16 protein-coding genes are annotated in these 16,958 nt (G+C 56.6%); 8 read left to right on the top strand and 8 right to left on the bottom strand.

The genetic code is table 11. The features are described 5' to 3' along the window. Window positions 1–85: 85 nt before the first annotated feature. On the top strand, window positions 86–928 hold the full coding sequence (locus IM304_RS11340) for a LysR family transcriptional regulator (RefSeq protein ID WP_193355081.1): 843 nt from the start codon (window positions 86–88) through the stop codon (window positions 926–928). Here the strand turns inward: IM304_RS11340 and IM304_RS11335 are convergent. Together IM304_RS11335 and IM304_RS11330 are read right to left on the bottom strand one after the other, a co-directional pair. Further along, entirely contained in the window at window positions 915–2,420 is a 1,506-nt protein-coding gene (locus IM304_RS11335; protein WP_193355080.1) for a carboxylesterase/lipase family protein, read from the bottom strand. The genes IM304_RS11340 and IM304_RS11335 overlap by 14 nt on opposite strands. A 42-nt stretch (window positions 2,421–2,462) precedes the next feature. Further along, window positions 2,463–3,806, bottom strand: a complete 1,344-nt coding sequence (locus tag IM304_RS11330) for a VOC family protein (protein WP_193355079.1) — start codon at window positions 3,804–3,806, stop codon at window positions 2,463–2,465. Window positions 3,807–4,033: 227 nt separating this feature from the next. Here IM304_RS11330 and IM304_RS11325 point away from each other — a divergent pair, with 227 nt between their 5' ends. Beyond that, window positions 4,034–4,957 carry a LysR substrate-binding domain-containing protein gene (locus IM304_RS11325; protein WP_148419492.1) on the top strand — a complete coding sequence of 308 codons (924 nt, stop codon included), beginning with the start codon at window positions 4,034–4,036 and terminating at the stop codon, window positions 4,955–4,957. 41 nt (window positions 4,958–4,998) lie between these two features. Here the strand turns inward: IM304_RS11325 and IM304_RS11320 are convergent, their stop codons facing one another. From IM304_RS11320 to IM304_RS11310, 3 genes are all read right to left on the bottom strand, one after another. After that, window positions 4,999–6,690 (bottom strand): methyl-accepting chemotaxis protein, encoded by a 1,692-nt coding sequence (locus IM304_RS11320; protein WP_193355078.1) that lies wholly within the window; start codon window positions 6,688–6,690, stop codon window positions 4,999–5,001. 159 nt (window positions 6,691–6,849) lie between these two features. After that, entirely contained in the window at window positions 6,850–7,968 is a 1,119-nt protein-coding gene (locus IM304_RS11315) for an S-(hydroxymethyl)glutathione dehydrogenase/class III alcohol dehydrogenase (protein ID WP_148419490.1), read from the bottom strand. Window positions 7,969–8,000: 32 nt separating this feature from the next. Then, window positions 8,001–8,276, bottom strand: coding sequence for a metal/formaldehyde-sensitive transcriptional repressor (locus tag IM304_RS11310; protein ID WP_193355077.1), 276 nt, complete (start codon window positions 8,274–8,276; stop codon window positions 8,001–8,003). Window positions 8,277–8,521: 245 nt separating this feature from the next. Here IM304_RS11310 and IM304_RS11305 point away from each other — a divergent pair, with 245 nt between their 5' ends. From IM304_RS11305 to IM304_RS11285, 5 genes are all read left to right on the top strand, one after another. After that, window positions 8,522–9,127: a transporter gene (locus IM304_RS11305; RefSeq protein WP_193355076.1), complete on the top strand. Its 606-nt coding sequence runs from the start codon at window positions 8,522–8,524 to the stop codon at window positions 9,125–9,127. Window positions 9,128–9,364: 237 nt separating this feature from the next. Then, window positions 9,365–9,637, top strand: a complete 273-nt coding sequence (locus IM304_RS11300) for a YqjD family protein (RefSeq protein ID WP_148419487.1) — start codon at window positions 9,365–9,367, stop codon at window positions 9,635–9,637. A 184-nt stretch (window positions 9,638–9,821) separates the two neighbouring features. Continuing rightward, window positions 9,822–10,061 (top strand): regulatory protein YcgZ, encoded by a 240-nt coding sequence (gene ycgZ, locus IM304_RS11295; RefSeq protein WP_193355075.1) that lies wholly within the window; start codon window positions 9,822–9,824, stop codon window positions 10,059–10,061. A 118-nt stretch (window positions 10,062–10,179) separates the two neighbouring features. Further along, on the top strand, window positions 10,180–10,479 hold the full coding sequence (locus IM304_RS11290) for a hypothetical protein (RefSeq protein WP_148419485.1): 300 nt from the start codon (window positions 10,180–10,182) through the stop codon (window positions 10,477–10,479). Window positions 10,480–10,502: 23 nt separating this feature from the next. Next, window positions 10,503–10,781 (top strand): biofilm development regulator YmgB/AriR family protein, encoded by a 279-nt coding sequence (locus tag IM304_RS11285; protein ID WP_148419484.1) that lies wholly within the window; start codon window positions 10,503–10,505, stop codon window positions 10,779–10,781. Between the two features lie 85 nt (window positions 10,782–10,866). On the opposite strand, the gene IM304_RS11280 is transcribed toward IM304_RS11285, so the two are convergent. Next, the gene (locus IM304_RS11280; protein ID WP_193355074.1) at window positions 10,867–12,324 is read right to left on the bottom strand and encodes an EAL domain-containing protein; all 1,458 of its coding nucleotides are present in this window, start codon (window positions 12,322–12,324) and stop codon (window positions 10,867–10,869) included. Window positions 12,325–12,609: 285 nt separating this feature from the next. On the opposite strand from IM304_RS11280, the gene IM304_RS11275 reads away from it, so the two are divergent. Continuing rightward, on the top strand, window positions 12,610–13,494 hold the full coding sequence (locus tag IM304_RS11275; protein WP_176611220.1) for a MarR family transcriptional regulator: 885 nt from the start codon (window positions 12,610–12,612) through the stop codon (window positions 13,492–13,494). Window positions 13,495–13,527: 33 nt separating this feature from the next. Here IM304_RS11275 and IM304_RS11270 read toward each other — a convergent pair whose 3' ends face one another. Next, on the bottom strand, window positions 13,528–14,703 hold the full coding sequence (locus IM304_RS11270; RefSeq protein WP_148419482.1) for an HlyD family type I secretion periplasmic adaptor subunit: 1,176 nt from the start codon (window positions 14,701–14,703) through the stop codon (window positions 13,528–13,530). Beyond that, window positions 14,700–16,865 (bottom strand): type I secretion system permease/ATPase, encoded by a 2,166-nt coding sequence (locus tag IM304_RS11265; RefSeq protein WP_193355073.1) that lies wholly within the window; start codon window positions 16,863–16,865, stop codon window positions 14,700–14,702. The genes IM304_RS11270 and IM304_RS11265 overlap by 4 nt, the downstream gene beginning before the upstream one ends. Window positions 16,866–16,958 lie beyond the last annotated feature (93 nt).

Here is a 16,958-nt window from a genome sequence, read left to right as displayed (position 1 = left end):
AACTATTCAAACAACAACTGCGCTGTCGGGACAACCGAATTGTTGTCATAATAGCCATGACTAAAACGCATAGCTAAGGTGAGGTATGTCGCGTCGTTCGTTTCCGCTCAATGCCGTAGAGGCTTTCCTGGTGACCGCGCGTCACCTGAACCTGACCCACGCCGCGAAGGAGCTTTGCCTTACGCAGGGGGCGGTAAGCCGTAAAATCGCCGCGCTGGAGGGCTGGTTTGGGTTCCCGCTTTTTGAACGCCATGCGCGCGGCCTGCGCCTCTCCTCCCAGGGAAGCGCCCTGCTGCCGGAGCTACAGTCCGCGTTTGAGCAGCTGCTGAACGTGGCCGAGCAAGCTCGGGCGCATCAGACCGTCATTCGCCTGAAGGCCCCAACCTGCGCCATGCGCTGGCTGGTTCCTCGCCTGCTGAAGGTGGAGCGCGAGCAGCCGGACCTGCAAATTGCGCTTACTACCACCAACGATCATAACGTCAACTTCAAAACCGAATCCTACGATGCGGCGATTGTGTTTGGCACGCACATGAGCGCGGGCGATCTGCTGTTCGAGGAGGCGTTGACCCCGGTAATGAGCCCGCTGCGGGCCGGTTCGGCGCTGGAAACGCTCACATTCCTTCACCCGACGCGGGACAAAACGGACTGGTCGCTATGGCTGGCGAAACAGCCGCGCCCGGCGCAAGCCATGCTTAAAAATCAACACTTCGATACCATGGATCTGGCGATTACGGCCGCCATTCAGGGGCTGGGCGTCGCCATTGCGGATGAAACGCTGGTGGAAGAGGACGTGCGCGCCGGGCGGCTGATGCGGCCTTACGATACGAGCATTAAGACCGGCGCGAGCTACCGGCTGGTACTGCGTGAAGCACCCGGCCCGGAGAACGGGCTGGATGCGTTTCGTGACTGTCTGCTCAGTCGAGGCTGACGTGGTGTTTCATCACCCGCCTGAAGAGGCTCATGCGCGCGCGCATAAAGCGGTTTTCAAGCCTGAACCCTGCATGTTTATTCACGCCGATGCGTAACAGTACATCCCGCCCCTTGCGGCAGGCCGGCCAGCGCGTCGGTCCTGCCAGGCTGTCACGTTTCCCCGCGTCCCGCGCGAAGCTCACCCAGTAGTCCGCCACCTGAGCGGCGAAGGCCAGATCGCGTTCGTTCACGTAATGACGCGAGGGCTCAACCTGCCCGAGGGTGTCGAACACGTAAGGCACCTCGTTGCCGTGCCAGGCGCCGTTAACGTACGTCGCGTGTTCCGCTTCGGCCACATAATCAAACCAGTAGCGCCAGCACAGGCCCCCCGCCCGCTGCTGCGCCTGCATCACCACGTATCCCATGGTGGTAAAGGCCATATCGCGGCACACCTGCCTGCCCAACTCCTCGTCGCCCCTGACGCCCGGATAGAGCAGCTTTATCAGCCCGAGGCCAAAGCGCCGCTCGCGGCGGAGCTTCTGGATTTGCCCGGCCAGATCGACGCCAAACACCGACATCACGCTGGCTTCGTCGCTGTTCGACCCCACCATCACCGGGACCGGATGCTGACGGGCCGCGAAAAAGACGTCGAGCATGGCTTCCGGCAGCACGCAGTCACCCACGATGGGCGCGGGGGCGATATTCAGCGGCGCGGTAAGCGGCCAGAACGCCTCAGGAGGGATCGCGCGAAGCTGCTCTGCGGTGGCGTTTTCAAAGCCGAAATGGGCGGCAATGGCTTCGCCTTTTCGCATCGCCTGCTCACGCGGCGTGTCCGGCAGGGTATACCCGCTTTGCACAATTGCCTTATGGAACAGCCCTTCCGCCAGCGGAGAAGCCAGCAGCGACAGCACGCTGCGCGCGCCGGCGGACTCGCCGAACAGGGTGATGTTGTCGGGGTCGCCGCCGAACGCGGCGATGTTATCCCGCACCCACTTCAGGGCTTCGATCTGATCGAGCAGGGCAAAATTATGCACCACGCGCTCTTCTTCCCCCTCCAGCGCCGGATGGGCAAAAAAGCCGAGGTGTCCGAGGCGGTAGTTGATGGTCACAACCACCGCGCCGCGCCTCGCCAGCGCCCTGCCGTTATAGGGAGGAAGCCCGCCCGCGCCGAGGGTAAACCCGCCGCCGTGCAGCCAGACCATCACCGGCAGCGGAGCGGTACGCGACGCGGGCGACCAGACGTTGAGATACAGGCAGTCTTCAGAGAACTGGCCGGGATCGCCGCCGCCCAGCTCCTGGCACCCTTCGCTGCTCTGCCAGCTGGAGGAGGAGAACGCCGTCGCCTGGCGCACGCCGTCCCAGCGCGGAGCGGGTCGCGGGGAGCGCCAGCGCCACGGGCCAACCGGCGGTGCCGCATACGGAATGCCGCACCACGCGTGGGTATCGTCTTCAGTAAAACCAATCAGTGCGCCCAGGCGCGTTTCAACTACAGGGGCGGAGGGATTTTCCATATCAACCTTCTTTTTCCAACACACCCCAGCAGAGTAACGTTTTCAGAGCAAACCGCAACGCTGTTTACTGCGCTGTTCCGCCTCCTGGTAAAGCGAAAACTCGTCATACACCGCACAGCCCAGCGCCGCTTCGAAGGCGTTGCGGCTGGCATTGCCGTGGCTGCGCGCCTGCGTTTCGTTGCCGAGATTCGACTGGAATATCCCCGCCGCGCTGACCGGCAGAAAATCCTCATAGGTGATAGGCTGCGCCACGACCCAGCCGCGTTCGATCAGCGGCTGCGGATCGTCGCCTGCACGAAACGCGTGGCGATGCGCCTCGCCTGTCGGGGTCAGACGATAGCGGAAGTAGGCCAGCCCCTGGCGGCGCAGGAACATTTCGCTGTCCGGGAAGGCGCTGAATACCTCGCGCAGGTGAAGCTGATGGGTCAGGTTGTCTTTGCCGGTCCCCGCCTGATTCAACAGGCTATCGTACAGCTCGCGGCCTTTCGGCGTTAGCGCCACGCCGCGCTGCTCAATTTCACCGAAACGCGCGGTATGGGTTCCCTTATGTTCACCCGCAAAAAGTACCGGCTCTTCCAGCGCCTTAAAGCTGGTCTGGCGCAGGAGGATCGGCACCTCTCGACGCGGCGGCCCTTCAATCAGGATTTTCGGCTCAATACCGTATTTCGGCATCAGCTCCTGCACCCGGTCGATATCCAGCGTGCGCGGCGTGAGATGGTTAATATGGCAACCCGGGAAGCAGACCACGTCGGCGATCAGGCGGTGTTCGTTGCTCAGCGCCAGGTAGGTTTCCCTGTCGACCGTCGCGTGGCGGTGCCAGCGGAAGGTTTCCAGCGCCTCCTGCACAAACTCCCGCGCCTGCGCCGCGGTAAAGTGTCCCTGCGCGTCATGCAGGTCGAGTAGCTCAAGGCAGCGCGGCGTAAAGATGTTGCGGCGGGAGAGGATCGCCGCCGCCCTTTCGCGCAGCTCAGCGTTCCCGATTAACTCCAGGCGCAGCAGCGAGGTGAAAATGCGAAACGGATTGCGGCACAGCGCGGCATCCTCAACCGGACGAAACGCCGTCGAGTGGACGGGAACGCCCGCCTGGGAGAGATCGTAATAGCTGACCGGGTACATGCCCATAATGGCGAAGATCCGGCGCAGGGTGGAAAGCTCCTGCGCGGTACCGACGCGGATCGCACCGTGACGTTCAACATTCAGGCGTGCCAGCTCGTCCGCATTTGCCAGTTGTTCATGTAAAAGTGGGTTATTTTCCAGAACCGCCAGGTTAACGTCCGCCACCAGTTCCAGCAGCGTGCCGTACTGCGGAACTTCCTGCTGGTACATCGCCGACATAGCCTGCGAAAAGTGTTCCCGAATATCATCAGCCGTGATGGTGTTCGCCATGATGTCATGCCTCCAGTGAATACTACCTGGAGTGTAGAGAAGCCCGTTCCTTTCGTCGGGAAGAATTTACGAATTGTGATCCAGACAGACGAGTGGTCAAAGCATGGGCATTTTCGAAAAACGGTTGTAACTCAAATAGATCAAATGTTAAAAATATTTTGCTATCAGGTTATCAAATTCAAACATCTTAACTTGTCACTCGCGTCGCTCTGTTTTTAACATCGCCTATGGAAAAAAATGCTCTTTTCAGTCAGCGCATACGCTTGCGCCATTTGCATACTTTTGTAGCCGTCGCTCAACAGGGAACGCTGGGGCGAGCGGCTGAAACCCTTAACCTCAGCCAGCCCGCGCTTTCAAAAACCCTGAACGAACTGGAACAGCTTACCGGAACCCGGCTGTTCGATCGCGGTCGCCTGGGCGCGCAGCTTACGCTTATGGGCGAACAGTTTCTGACGCATGCCGTTAAGGTTCTGGATGCCCTCAACACCGCCGGTCAGGCGCTGAACCGCAAAGAAGAGCCTGCCAGCGACATCGTGCGCGTGGGGGCACTTCCCACCGCGGCGCTGGGCATTCTTCCCGCCGCCATTGGCCAGTTCCACAGGCAGCAAAAGCACGCCACGCTCCAGGTGGCGACCATGAATAACACCATGCTGCTGGCTGGGCTGAAGTCGGGCGAGCTTGACTTGGGTATCGGCCGGATGTCCGACCCGGAGCTGATGAGCGGCCTTAACTACGAGCTGCTGTTCCTGGAATCACTGAAGCTGGTGGTGCGTCCAAACCATCCGCTGCTGCAGGATACCGTGACCCTGAGCCGCGTCATGGAGTGGCCGGTGGTGGTCTCACCAAAAGGGACCGTTCCGCGCCAGAATGCGGAAGCGCTGCTGCAAATGCAGGGCTGCACGCTTCCTTCAGGGTGTATTGAAACGCTTTCGGCGTCGCTGTCGCGCCAGCTCACGGTGGATTATGACTACGTGTGGTTTGTGCCGTCCGGCGCGGTGAAGGACGATTTGCGTCGCGGCGTGCTTACGGCGCTGCCGGTCACGTCGCCCGGAGCGGGAGAACCGATCGGGATCCTGACGCGGGTAGACGCCCCGCTTTCCGACGGCGCCCAAACGCTGCTAAGCGCCATTCGAAAATCAATGCCTCTCTGACGCGATGCTCAGAACCCGCCGCGAGGGCGGGTTTTTTTGACCTAAAACGTTTCCCAGTTATCCCCTGAAACGGCAGCCGCCGGAGCCAGCGGCGCGGGTTTTACCGCCGGGGCAGCGGTCGCGGGCCGTCCTGCGCGCGAGCCGGCGAGACGAAACGCCCCGACGGCTTCGGTCAGACGTGCGCCCTGCTCTTCAAGCGATGCCGCCGCCGCGGAGGCTTCCTCCACCAGCGAGGCGTTCTGCTGCGTCACTTTATCCATCTCGGAAATCGCCTGGCTCACCTGAACGATGCCGCGGCTCTGCTCGTCGGACGCCGCCGCAATCTCCAGCATGATATCGGTGACGCGCTTAACCGCCTCCACGATCTCATTCATGGTATTGCCCGCGGCAACCACCTCCCCGGATCCCTGATCGATAAGCGACACCGATTCATTAATCAGGCTTTCAATCTCCTTCGCGGCGTTCGCGCTGCGGCTGGCCAGCGTACGGACTTCGCTCGCCACCACCGCAAAGCCGCGCCCCTGCTCACCCGCACGCGCCGCTTCTACCGCCGCGTTGAGCGCCAGAATATTGGTCTGGAAAGCGATGCTGTTAATCACGGCGGTAATTTCAGAGATCTTCTTCGAGCTGGTGGAGATGTTGCCCATGGTTTTCACCACGCCGGAAACCATCTGTCCCCCGCGGCTGGCCTTACCGGAGGCATCTTCCGCGAGTTTGCTCGCATGATGCGCGTTATCGGCGTTCTGCTTCACCGTCGCGGTGAGCTGTTCCATGCTGGCGGCCGTCTGTTCGATGGCCGCCGCCTGCTGCTCGGTGCGGGAAGAGAGATCGGTATTTCCGGCAGAAATCTCGCTGGTACCCCGGTAGATCTCCTCCGCCCCCTGCCGCACGGTGCCCACGGTGGTGACCAGCGCGTGCTGCATGGTTTGCAGATCGTGCGTCAGGCGGCCGATTTCGCTGCGCCCGGTCGGTTCGTCCGGCAGGGTTAAATCACCCTTCGCGATATTCCCGATGCGCGTCGCGGCTCGCTGCAGCGGGTTAATCACCGTGCGGCGCAGCACCACAAAGGTAATCACCGCCAGCGCCAGCGCCAGCCCAAAGGCGCCGAACATGAAGATCAGACCTAACCGGGTACGGCTATGTGCCTGCGCCGTCAGGGCGTTAGCGCGGTCGGTGCGAATTTTTATCGCCTTCAGCAACACCGCGTTATAGGCATCGTCCAGCGGGCGCGCGGTTTCGTTCTCATGGTTGATGATGGCTTCAAACATGCCGTTTTTGGCGTATTTAAGCATCGGCTGCATGCCGGCAATGTAGGCGTCGTAGCGGGCTTTCAGATCGCCATCCAGCGCTTCATCCGCCGGAGTGCGAACGGTGCGCTTCATGTAGGCGGCAAATCCATCCTGCGATTGCTTCAGGCGGGTTTCGGCCTCGGCGATGTTTTGCTTCATCGCCTCCATTTCCGCAATACGGCTCGCCGCCCCGGCGTGGATCATGTTGATGCGGGCGGTGCGTAAATGGTTAGAGCTGTTCGATAAGCCGGTACGCACCTGGATTTCTGCCGTGACGTCCTGCTGATCGTTGTCGGCCTGAAGCAGGAAATAGCCCGCCAGGCCCGAGCTCAATGCAAACAGGAGAATAATGCCACCGAGAATGGAGGAAAACAGCGGAACCAGCCGGATGTGATGCAGAAAGCTCAGCCTGTGCTGCGCCTGCATTGATGTTGTGTTGTCCATGACCGTCGACTCTCTTATAGGTAAGATGCGTAAAAACACGCCTGTAAAATAGTCATCGGCACGGCCGGGGATTAGATTACGCCTAAAAGCGCCAGACAGGTCACACTTTAGAGAAGTTCAGGGAAGAAAGGCCAGCGGCAAAAACCGCTGGCAGAATAATTAGTTGTCGCCGAAGTGAATAACGGTACGAATGGATTTACCTTCGTGCATCAGATCGAACGCTTCGTTGATCCGATCCAGCGGCAGGCGGTGGGTGATGAACGGATCGAGCTGAATTTTGCCCGCCATGGCATCTTCAACCATTCCCGGCAGCTGCGTACGGCCCTTCACGCCGCCAAATGCCGAGCCGCGCCAGACGCGCCCGGTCACCAGCTGGAACGGACGGGTTTTGATCTCCTGACCAGCCCCAGCCACGCCGATGATAATGCTCTCGCCCCAGCCCTTATGGCAGCACTCCAGCGCCGAGCGCATCACGTTGACGTTGCCGATACATTCAAAGCTGAAGTCCACGCCGCCGTCGGTCAGCTCAACAATTACCTCCTGAACCGGCCTGTCGTAGTCTTTCGGGTTAACAAAGTCGGTCGCGCCCATTTCACCCGCCAGCCTGAACTTCTCCGGGTTGGTATCAACGGCAATGATACGGCCCGCCTTCGCCTGTACCGCGCCCTGGATAACCGCCAGGCCGATGCCGCCGAGGCCGAACACCGCCACGGTGTCGCCCTCTTTTACCTTCGCCGTGTTATGCACCGCGCCGATACCGGTGGTTACACCGCAGCCGAGCAGGCAGACTTTATCCAGCGGCGCCTGCGGGTTGACTTTCGCCAGCGAGATCTCGGCGCAGACCGTATATTCGCTGAAGGTGCTGGTGCCCATGTAGTGATAGATTGGCTCACCGTTGTAGGAGAAACGGGTGGTGCCGTCCGGCATCAGGCCTTTGCCCTGGGTGGCGCGCACGGCCTGACAGAGGTTGGTTTTGCCGGATTTACAGAACTTACACTCGCCGCACTCTGCGGTGTACAGCGGGATCACGTGGTCGCCGGGCTTAAGGCTGGTCACGCCTTCACCCACTTCCACCACCACGCCGCCCCCTTCGTGCCCCAGCACCGCCGGGAACACCCCTTCCGGATCCTCACCGGACAGGGTAAACGCATCGGTATGGCAGACGCCCGTATGGGTGATTTTGATCAGCACTTCGCCTTTTTTTGGCGGCGCCACATCAATTTCAACAATCTTCAACGGCTGGCCTGGGCCAAACGCGACAGCTGCGCGAGATTTCATAATGTCTTTCCCCTGTTGTGTGGTGTGTGGGTTTATTTTAGATAAGAGCGCAGCAAATGGCCGATTTCTGCCATACGCGCGGCCCGCTGATCCGGGGTTGTCTCTCCCGTCACCAGCTCATCTTTGAGGTGAATTTCGACCATCTCCCCCATCAGGCCATTCGCCGCACCGCGCACGGCCGCGATCTGCTGGAGGATAGCCAGGCAGGGCTCGCCCGATTCCAGGGCGCGTTCGAGGGCATCGACCTGGCCCCGAATACGGCGCACTCGCGTGAGGATACGTTTTTTGTCTTCAGGTGAATGTGGCATATGCCCTCCATATACTATAGGGGGGTATACTACCTTGCATGTTGCTCACCTGTAAACAATAAGAAAGATATTTGAATTGAGCGTAACCCTTCCAAACGGTACAGACGATATTTACGGCATATGTTCTCCACCGCTGAGGCTATTTAGCTCGTAATGTTAAAAATTTGCACTTATAACGCACGATGTGAACAGAAATAACATTTTCGTCACCTAACATAGTCGCGATAAACAAAATGGTGGTGTTAATGATTGTACTAAAAAGCTTTTTATTCTTCGCTGGCGCAGCGGCCGCCTGCGCACTTGGCGTACTTTGCCTTTGGGTGGACATGCACTTTTTTGGTCATGACATCCCTGAATTATCAATGACCGAAATCATGCAGGAAACGGTATTAGCGGCCATCGTGTTTCTCCATTTTCGGCTCGCAAAGCTGTATGTTCCCATGCGCTACTGCAATATTCTCGTGGGAGGTTTTTTCCTGAGCATGTTAATTCGCGAGCTGGATGCCCTTTTCGATCTTATTTCTCACGGCAGCTGGGTGTGGTTCGCCCTTATTACCGCGCTGGCGGCGCTTATTCGCCCATTAATGCATTATCGTGAAACGCTGGACCAGCTGGCAAAATATACACAATCGCCGTGGTACGGCATTCTGCTGAGCGGCCTGCTGTGCGTGCTGGTCTTCTCCCGCCTGTTCGGCATGCAGGAGCTATGGCACGCCATCCTGGAGCATGGCTATATTCGCGTAGTGAAAAACGCCGTTGAGGAAGGTAGCGAAACGTTCGGCTATATGCTGTGCCTGAGCGCTTCCCTTGGCTATTACGCTACCTTTCGCCAACGCGAGGGTCGGAAATAATCCGCTTTCCCGCTGCGTATGGAGTCGTTATTTCGCGCTCGCGGCCGGCCTATATCCCGGCGCCCCTTTAAGACATTAACTTTTGTTAATTAAGGATACGGGTTTATTTCGTAGAAGGTTAGAGAGTGAAAGGTAGACATATCCTAAAAATGCGCAATCTGCTGCCGATTTCAGCGGTTTATCTCTCATTTCCGCCATCAGCGACTATCCTTAATCTACCAACAAAAGGAGGCAGGAATGTCTGATATCGACGCTGATAAAAACGCACAATACGCTGGCGATAAAGCCAAAAACAAACTTGATGAATTGTCCGGCTCTGCGCAGCAGCAGTTTGGCGAGTTCGTTGATTCCCCTAAGCACCAGGTGAAGGGGGCGGCGAAAAAATACGCGGCCCAGGCCAGCGATGCCGTTTCGGACGTCACTGAAGCCGTCAGAAACAACCCGCTAACCGGCTTAATCGCCGCAGGTGCGGTTGGTATCGTCCTGGGGCTTTTGCTGGGACGTAAATAACATCAGGCCCTCCGGGGCCTTTTTCTTTCTCCCTCTCCTTTCCTCCCCCCTAATTCTGATAGTTCTGGGGTCAAATGTACGCTCTGTACAACAAACTTGTACAATTTCTATGTACAGATTTGACTAAATAGTATAAATTCCATTCCAGTGATGTTACACAATTGTTTGTTAACGGTGGAAAATTATGCGTCGCAACCATGCTCCCTCTACAGCAGAAAGCGCTATCACGTTGTATTTCAACAAAGATAACGTGCCAACACAGCAGGAAACGCTCGGCGCCATTGTCAGTGAAATCATTAAAGAAAATGTACAACTGAGCAGAATGACAATTTGTACAAAGCTCTTACGCCGGATTGAGGAGTCAAATTCGGACGTCGAGAAAGCACACTATAACGGTCTGATCGCCCTTTTCTTCGAGCGTTAACCTGAACACTGTTTTTTAACTTACTAAGTTAGGCACGCTGAGCGAGAATAGCTATATCGAACGCGATGACTAACCCCATGCTACAGCCTGCCGCGTGTAGCAGAGTGAGATTGAAGCTATGCATAGAACTAAATTTGAACGACTCAAAGATGACCTGATTGGTGAGGCCGTTTTATCAATCCTGAAAGAGAACGGGCCGATTACCTTTGCGTCTCTTGCCAGTCGCCTCCGGGCAATGGCTACCGTTGAATCAAATGACGAACGTAAAAATGCATTGGTTGCTGCTGAAGATGAAGTGCGCCAGCGCGTAACCGGCGTATCGCAGGATCGAGGAAGGGTCATAGGGGATTATGACATTGGCCGCATGCGCTCTCTCTTCAGCAAAACCACGCTTCTGGCCCCAGACAAGAAACACTAATATTAACCGACACGGTGACCACCATGAGTAAAGCGCTTAGGCAGCAGACGTACAACTTTGAAGCACTGCACGATAAAGGACTGGCAGAACATTTCCTGAATGCGGGAACGCATCTCAGCGGTGAGGTTGAAGTATTAGGCTCTGCCATCCGCTGCATTATGCTGACCGGCGATAATCTTTCTAATAAAGAGATCATCCTGCAACTTATTCACGCTCTTGAAATTACGCCAGAGCCTGATGCCTGTGACGTTATTCGCAACACGCTTGAAATTGTGGTCGGTTTTACTCGTGATGATATCTGAGAACGATCTGTATCAACGGTGAGTCTCCGTTTTAAATGCTGGTGGTTAACTAAAAGCCTGCTTTTATTGTTCCACCAGCATACCGCTAGCTAAATAATCGCACCATACGATCTAACTCTTCTTCTTTTACCGCCCGGGAAAAATAGTATCCCTGGAAGCGCTTAACGCCTAATGCGACAAGCTTTTCAAATTTTTCCTCGCTGTCCACCCCTTCCGCAACGCATTCCCCGCCCGTCAGATCGCTATAAATCTGTATTGCCTTAATAATATTATATTCATTATCGTTAGCGACAAACGCCTCGACGATATCCCGGTCGAGCTTAAGACCGTCAAAGTGAACCTGTCTGACGGGAAACATCGCGTGATCTCGTGAAAAACAATCATCCAGAAACAAACGACAGCCAGCGCTGCGTAAGCGCTGAAGCGTTTCGGGTATATTTTTATCCTTCGTGACGTCAACGGTTTCCGCTAATTCAAAGACAAGCTTTTCGGCCCATTGAGCCTTAAGTAACATCTCAACGGCCTTTTTCGCCATGCCCGGCAGCGCGTTTCCGGACGCCAGCTGGGGCGGTATATTCACCGAAAAATAATATTTACCGTTGTATTTATTAATGCCGGATACGGCAGCGTGGATCGCCAGCGCCGTCAGCTTTAGCCATATTTCAGCGTTTTTTATACCGCTAAGAAACTGGCCCGGCTTAATAATTTCTCCGTTTTTATTCCAGCGCAGCAAAATTTCAAACCCTACCCCTTTTTTATCACCGTCGGTAATAATCTGATATGCCGCAAATATTTCCCGCTTGTGCAGCGCCTGTAATACCGACACTTCCGCTTCTGAAAAGGCCTGCTGATTATCAGGCGCAATATAAACTTCATCCCTGAATACGCGCGAATCGTTAAACCACAGCCGAATAAGATGCAGCTTGGTTAAACCCACCTTACGATGGCTATAGACGGTTTTATCCGACACGCCCAGCTTCACGCATAACGCCTTAATTGAAACCCCACGATAAAAGTTCAGCAATACGTCCAGCTCACGCTTCGTTAAGCCATGCACATTTTCTTTTTCTCCATTATCGGGAACGTCACGCAACAGGCGTGACGAACGTGCCTGGCCGTTTGAATTATTCGTTAACTTATCTATGACCTCTGAAATATTCGCTATGCGGATCCTGGAGAGCATTTTTTTATTACTGACGAGGCTTTTCAGCGTGGCGTAGAGCCACCTTTCAGGCACTGCGCCATACAGCGTGACGCCGGAAACATCAGGCAGCGCATTAAGCACGGATACCAGCCGCTTCAGGCTTTCAAGAAAGGCGGCAACGTCGCGACCAAGAAAAACAGAAATGGTAACTGATTGATTATATGCCATTTTACTCACATCAGCCGAACACACCTCATCCTCTTCAAAACGGAGGCGCGTGACGTTTACGCCACGGGCCTGAAGGAGCTGGCTGTACCCCTGGAAGGTAAAGGCGCAGGATGAAATAACAAATCGTTGCTCAGAACACGCGTCGTTCAGTGAAGATAAATGTTGAGGCATAACCTGCTCCTGAGAATGAAGATGTCATTCCCGCTGGGGATAAAAATCAATAATTCGCGTTGCACAACATTATTTTACCGCACCCCCTAAGGTTAATAAACCGTTATCAATGTTAAGCACCGGAACATCTTTGGGTTAATCAACCGGCGCATCCATAAGCCGTATAAATATAACTTTCTTTTCATATAACGTAAGTATCCGGGACTTTCTCAAGGTATAATGAAAATTCCGAAAAAGAAGAGCGGACACTTCATCTTATCGGCTCATACAAAAAGAGAAAATGCTATGGATAATCATATCTCATCCAGGGCCTTGTTACATCGACGGGATGTCATTAAGCACAACCCGCGATTTAGCGAAGCCATAAAAGAGCACTACAGAATTAATGACGCCATCTATAAAAAACAGCCCCTGTTCTACAAGACGATGCTTCAGGAATCACGCTTCAATATAATACTGTCTATGTGTTGTTTTGTTTTTGGCAATCAGGCCGAGTCAGTTTCAGAAATTAAGGAATTGTGCTCCCGCTATAATATCGCCAGCCCTAACAGCGTTATCGCGATCATCACAATACTGAAAACCACCGGGCGAATTAAGACCTGGCGCTGCACCGAAGATCGACGAAAGACAAAAATCGCCCCTACGGATAAGGGACTCGATGAGCTTAAGCGCTATATGTCCGGGGCATTTACGCCCGTGAGCATTCTTTATCCGGCATTCAATATAAACGTTAACCTGCTGGATAATGACATTTTACGACACAACTTTTTCCGGCGGGCTGCGGAATATCTTTTCCGGGGATTAACGTTCAGAAAAGTGCTTCCTGAGGTTGGGTTATTTATTGATAAAGATGGCGGCCGCATGATTATGCTGTATCTCTACTTACAGGCCATTGATAATAAAACCGCACACGGCGCGACCATTGCGTATTCAGCCAGCACGCTGGCAAAAGAATTTTTTGTGTCGCGTATTCACGTTAACCGGATTATCAAGTCGGCACAGGAGGCGGGTTATCTAAAAGATCGCGGCGACGGCCGGATGTCGGTCTACCCGGCATTTATTGAGCTTGTCGAAAATTATGCCGGGCTCTATTTCGCCTATGTCACCCATTACATCAACGTGGTGCCAAAAGAACGACGCCATGCCCCCAGCATGACGTCCGCATACTAATCTCCCCGGCGTTCGGCTTGCTGAACGCCTTTTTTATCGCTCGCGCAGCGCCTCTTTTGCCTTATTGAGCGGCTTCAGCAGATAATCAATAATCGATTTACTGCCGGTTTTGATATCGACGGTGGCTATCATGCCCGGAAACACCGGAAATGCTTTACCCTGCCTGTTCGTCAGGTGGTTACTCTCCGTACGGATATAAACGCGATAGTAATAGACGTCCCTTTTCACCTCGTCCTGGAGTGTATCCGGGGAGATCATCGTCACCTCGCCCTTCAGCCCGCCGTAGATGGAGTAGTCATAGGCGGTAATTTTCACCAGCGCTTTTTGCCCCGGATGGATAAACGCCACGTCGCGCGGGGAGATTTTCGCCTCGATAACCATCTGGTCGTCCAGCGGGACCAGGCTCATCAGCTTGCCGTTTGGCGGGATCACCCCGCCTACCGTCGTCACGTCAATATCCTTTACGATGCCGCGCACCGGCGCATTGAAGGTCAGACGAGTCAGCGAATCTTCGCGCCCTTTCATGACGGAACGCTGCGCTTCGATCTCCGCGTTGGCCTTCGCCAGCTCTTCACGCGCGCGAACGTAGTACTGGTTCTTCATCTCGGTGATTTTATTCTCAAGCTCATTCTTCTGGCGCTCAAGACGCAGCACTTCGACCTTGCTGGCCGCGCCCTGCACAACCAGCGGACGGGTTAGCGCCAGCTCGCGCTGCACCAGCGCCGCTCCCTGACGCAGCCCGGCCAGCCCTTTTTCCAGGCTCTCGCGGCGTGACTGATAAAGCGCCGTTTCCTGCTTAACCAGCTCGACGTCATCGTCCAGCTCCGCCGGGAAAGCCAGCGCCGTATCGTTTACCTCGGCCTTCAGGCGCGCGGCGGTTGCCAGCGCGGCATTCAGGCGGGATTCACTCTCCAGCACGCTGGATTCCGTTTTGGTGCGGTCGAGCTGCGCCAGCTGCTGGCCCCGCTCGACGATATCGCCTTCGCGCACCAGCAGGCTGTGAATAATCCCCCCTTCCAGGGACTGGATCACCTGTTCGTGGGACGAGGGGATCACCTTGCCGCTGCCGGTCGTCACCTCATCGAGCTGGAACAGGCTGGCCCAGATGATAAAGACCGCCAGCAGGGCAAACAGAGACCAGGCCACCAGCGTGGAGCGCGGCAGGCGCGGCTCCTTCAGCCGGCTGTTAAAACGGGAGAAATCATTCATGCCACGCCCTCCGCTTTCAGTTTGACGGTACGCTGGGGCGCCTGCTGCGGCGCCATGCCGTGCTGGCGCAGGATGGCATCGCGCGGGCCGTCCATCACCACTTTACCGTTTTCCAGCACGATGATGCGGTCCACCAGCTCCAGAATCGGCAGACGATGGGTAGCGACCACCAGCGTCCGGCGCTTGCCCAGCCACTGCCTGAGGTGCTGAATAAACTGCTTTTCGCTCACCTCATCCAGCCAGGCGGTAGGCTCGTCCAGCAGCAGAATATTCGGCGACGTGATCAGCGCGCGGGCCAGCAGCAGTGCCTGACGCTGGCCGCCTGAAAGCCCCGCGCCTCCTTCATTGATGATGTAGTTCAGCCCCATTTTCTGCTTACGCACAAACTCCAGCGCGCCGCTGTTGACCAGCGCCTGGTGGATCTCGTCGTCCGTCGCCAGCGGGTTACCCATCAGGATGTTGTCCCGCACGGAGCCAAAGAACAGCCGCGCCTGCTGGCTCAGCAGCTGCATGTCGCGGCGCACGTCGGCCGGGTCCAGTTGATTGAGCGCGATATCGTCCAACAGAATGCTGCCCTGCTGCGGCTCCTGCATGCCCGCCAGCAGCTGTAGCAAGGTGCTTTTCCCGGAGCCGTTGCGCCCGAGTACCGCCACGCGCTCCCCGGCGCGAATGCGCAGCTTGCTGATGCTCAGCACGGTAAGCTTCTCTTCTTCGTCATAGTAAAAGCCCACGTCGTCGAGGGCGTAGTCGCCCCGCAGGTGCGCTTTGTGCACCTTTTTGCCCTGCTGAGGATCGTCAATCGGGCGCTGCATCAGGTCGTCCAGGCCCTTTCTCGCCACCTTCGCCGACTGCCAGCGGGAAAGCACGCCGGAAATCTGCGACAGCGGCGCAATGGTGCGCGAGGCCAGAATCGAGGTCCCCACCAGCGCGCCGGTGGTCATGTCGCCGGCGATCACCAGGTAACAGCCCACCAGCAGCACCACGGCATACACGATGGACTGCACTTCCTGCGTCCACGTCAGCAGCAGCCCGGTCAGCCAGCGCTGCTTCATGCCGACGCTGGCAGCCACGTCGTTGGTGTTGTTCCACTGGTTCTGAAAGCGCTGTTCGGCGCGCATGAGCTTAATGTCCTCGATGCCCTGCACCGCCTCCACCAGCGTGGCGTTACGGATGGCCGATTCGCGCATCCCCTCGGTGGACAGCTTCCCGAGCGGGCGCTGTACCAGCAGGCCGGGGATCAGCAGCAGCGGAACGGCCAGCAGCACCACCAGCACCAGCGGGCCGCCAATCATCCACAGGATGAAGACAAACAGCAGGAAGAACGGCAGATCGGAGATGGCCGCAATGGTGGTTGAGGTGATCAGCTCGCGCACCGACTCCAGCTCGCGGATCTGGGCGATAAACGAGCCGGTCGACCTTGAGCGAGCGCCGTTTTTGATCCGCAGGGCGTGGGCGAACACGCGTTCAGAAATGCGCAGATCCGCACGTTTCCCCACCACGTCCGAAATATGCACCCGCAGCATGCGCATGATGAACTCGAACACAATGGCAATCATTACCCCGCCGAACAGGACCCACAGCGTGGCCTCCGACTGCGACGGCACCACCCTGTCGTACACCTGCATGGAAAAGACCATCCCGGAGAGCGCCAGCACGTTAGCGACCAGCGCCACCAGCATGATGTCGCCGTAGCGCCGCCAGTCCTTCAGCGCCAGCTGCCAGAACCAGTTCTTCTCGTACGGTTTGATGTACTCGTCTACGCGGGCATCCGGCGTGGACTCCAGCGGGCGCAGCACCATCAGCCCCTTCAGGCGTGGCCCCAGCTCTTCGCGGGTGAGCGTCGTCTCAAGGCCGCCGTCGCCGCTAAACTGCAGGCTGACGTTGCCGTCGCTGTCCATACGGTTAATCACCGCAATCTGCCCGCCGGTAAATTCCGCCAGCAGGGGCAAACGCCACGGATCGAGCGAGACCGCTTCCGCCGCCGCCATACGCATCCCCAGCCCCAGCTGGCGCGCCATCTCCTCCAGCACCAGCTGGCGCGGCGACTGACTTTCGTGGTTAATCGTTACCCGAACATGCTCAGCCGAAAAGTCCAGCCGATAGTGCTTCGCGATGATGAGCATGCCCTGCAGCCAGGGTTCGTACTGTGGATGTGTCTTCATAATGCTACGTCCTGTTCAGGGCGATAATTTCGCACTGAAATGATACCTTTGCGGGACGATAAGTAATGGAACGATCCCTAAACGAACCCGCAA

It is taken from the genome of Enterobacter cloacae complex sp. P40C2, from assembly GCF_014930695.1.
Lineage (GTDB): Bacteria > Pseudomonadota > Gammaproteobacteria > Enterobacterales > Enterobacteriaceae > Enterobacter > Enterobacter pasteurii.
This window is presented reverse-complemented; position numbering and strand designations above follow the sequence as displayed.

Excerpts from the sequence above, each read along its gene's own strand:
- IM304_RS11340 (WP_193355081.1), top strand. The coding sequence starts at position 86 with ATGTCGCGTCGTTCGTTTCCGCTCAATGCCGTAGAGGCTTTCCTGGTG.
- IM304_RS11335 (WP_193355080.1), bottom strand. The coding sequence starts at position 2,420 with ATGGAAAATCCCTCCGCCCCTGTAGTTGAAACGCGCCTGGGCGCACTG.
- IM304_RS11330 (WP_193355079.1), bottom strand. The coding sequence starts at position 3,806 with ATGGCGAACACCATCACGGCTGATGATATTCGGGAACACTTTTCGCAG.
- IM304_RS11325 (WP_148419492.1), top strand. The coding sequence starts at position 4,034 with ATGGAAAAAAATGCTCTTTTCAGTCAGCGCATACGCTTGCGCCATTTG.
- IM304_RS11320 (WP_193355078.1), bottom strand. The coding sequence starts at position 6,690 with ATGGACAACACAACATCAATGCAGGCGCAGCACAGGCTGAGCTTTCTG.
- IM304_RS11315 (WP_148419490.1), bottom strand. The coding sequence starts at position 7,968 with ATGAAATCTCGCGCAGCTGTCGCGTTTGGCCCAGGCCAGCCGTTGAAG.
- IM304_RS11310 (WP_193355077.1), bottom strand. The coding sequence starts at position 8,276 with ATGCCACATTCACCTGAAGACAAAAAACGTATCCTCACGCGAGTGCGC.
- IM304_RS11305 (WP_193355076.1), top strand. The coding sequence starts at position 8,522 with ATGATTGTACTAAAAAGCTTTTTATTCTTCGCTGGCGCAGCGGCCGCC.
- IM304_RS11300 (WP_148419487.1), top strand. The coding sequence starts at position 9,365 with ATGTCTGATATCGACGCTGATAAAAACGCACAATACGCTGGCGATAAA.
- ycgZ (WP_193355075.1), top strand. The coding sequence starts at position 9,822 with ATGCGTCGCAACCATGCTCCCTCTACAGCAGAAAGCGCTATCACGTTG.
- IM304_RS11290 (WP_148419485.1), top strand. The coding sequence starts at position 10,180 with ATGCATAGAACTAAATTTGAACGACTCAAAGATGACCTGATTGGTGAG.
- IM304_RS11285 (WP_148419484.1), top strand. The coding sequence starts at position 10,503 with ATGAGTAAAGCGCTTAGGCAGCAGACGTACAACTTTGAAGCACTGCAC.
- IM304_RS11280 (WP_193355074.1), bottom strand. The coding sequence starts at position 12,324 with ATGCCTCAACATTTATCTTCACTGAACGACGCGTGTTCTGAGCAACGA.
- IM304_RS11275 (WP_176611220.1), top strand. The coding sequence starts at position 12,610 with ATGGATAATCATATCTCATCCAGGGCCTTGTTACATCGACGGGATGTC.
- IM304_RS11270 (WP_148419482.1), bottom strand. The coding sequence starts at position 14,703 with ATGAATGATTTCTCCCGTTTTAACAGCCGGCTGAAGGAGCCGCGCCTG.
- IM304_RS11265 (WP_193355073.1), bottom strand. The coding sequence starts at position 16,865 with ATGAAGACACATCCACAGTACGAACCCTGGCTGCAGGGCATGCTCATC.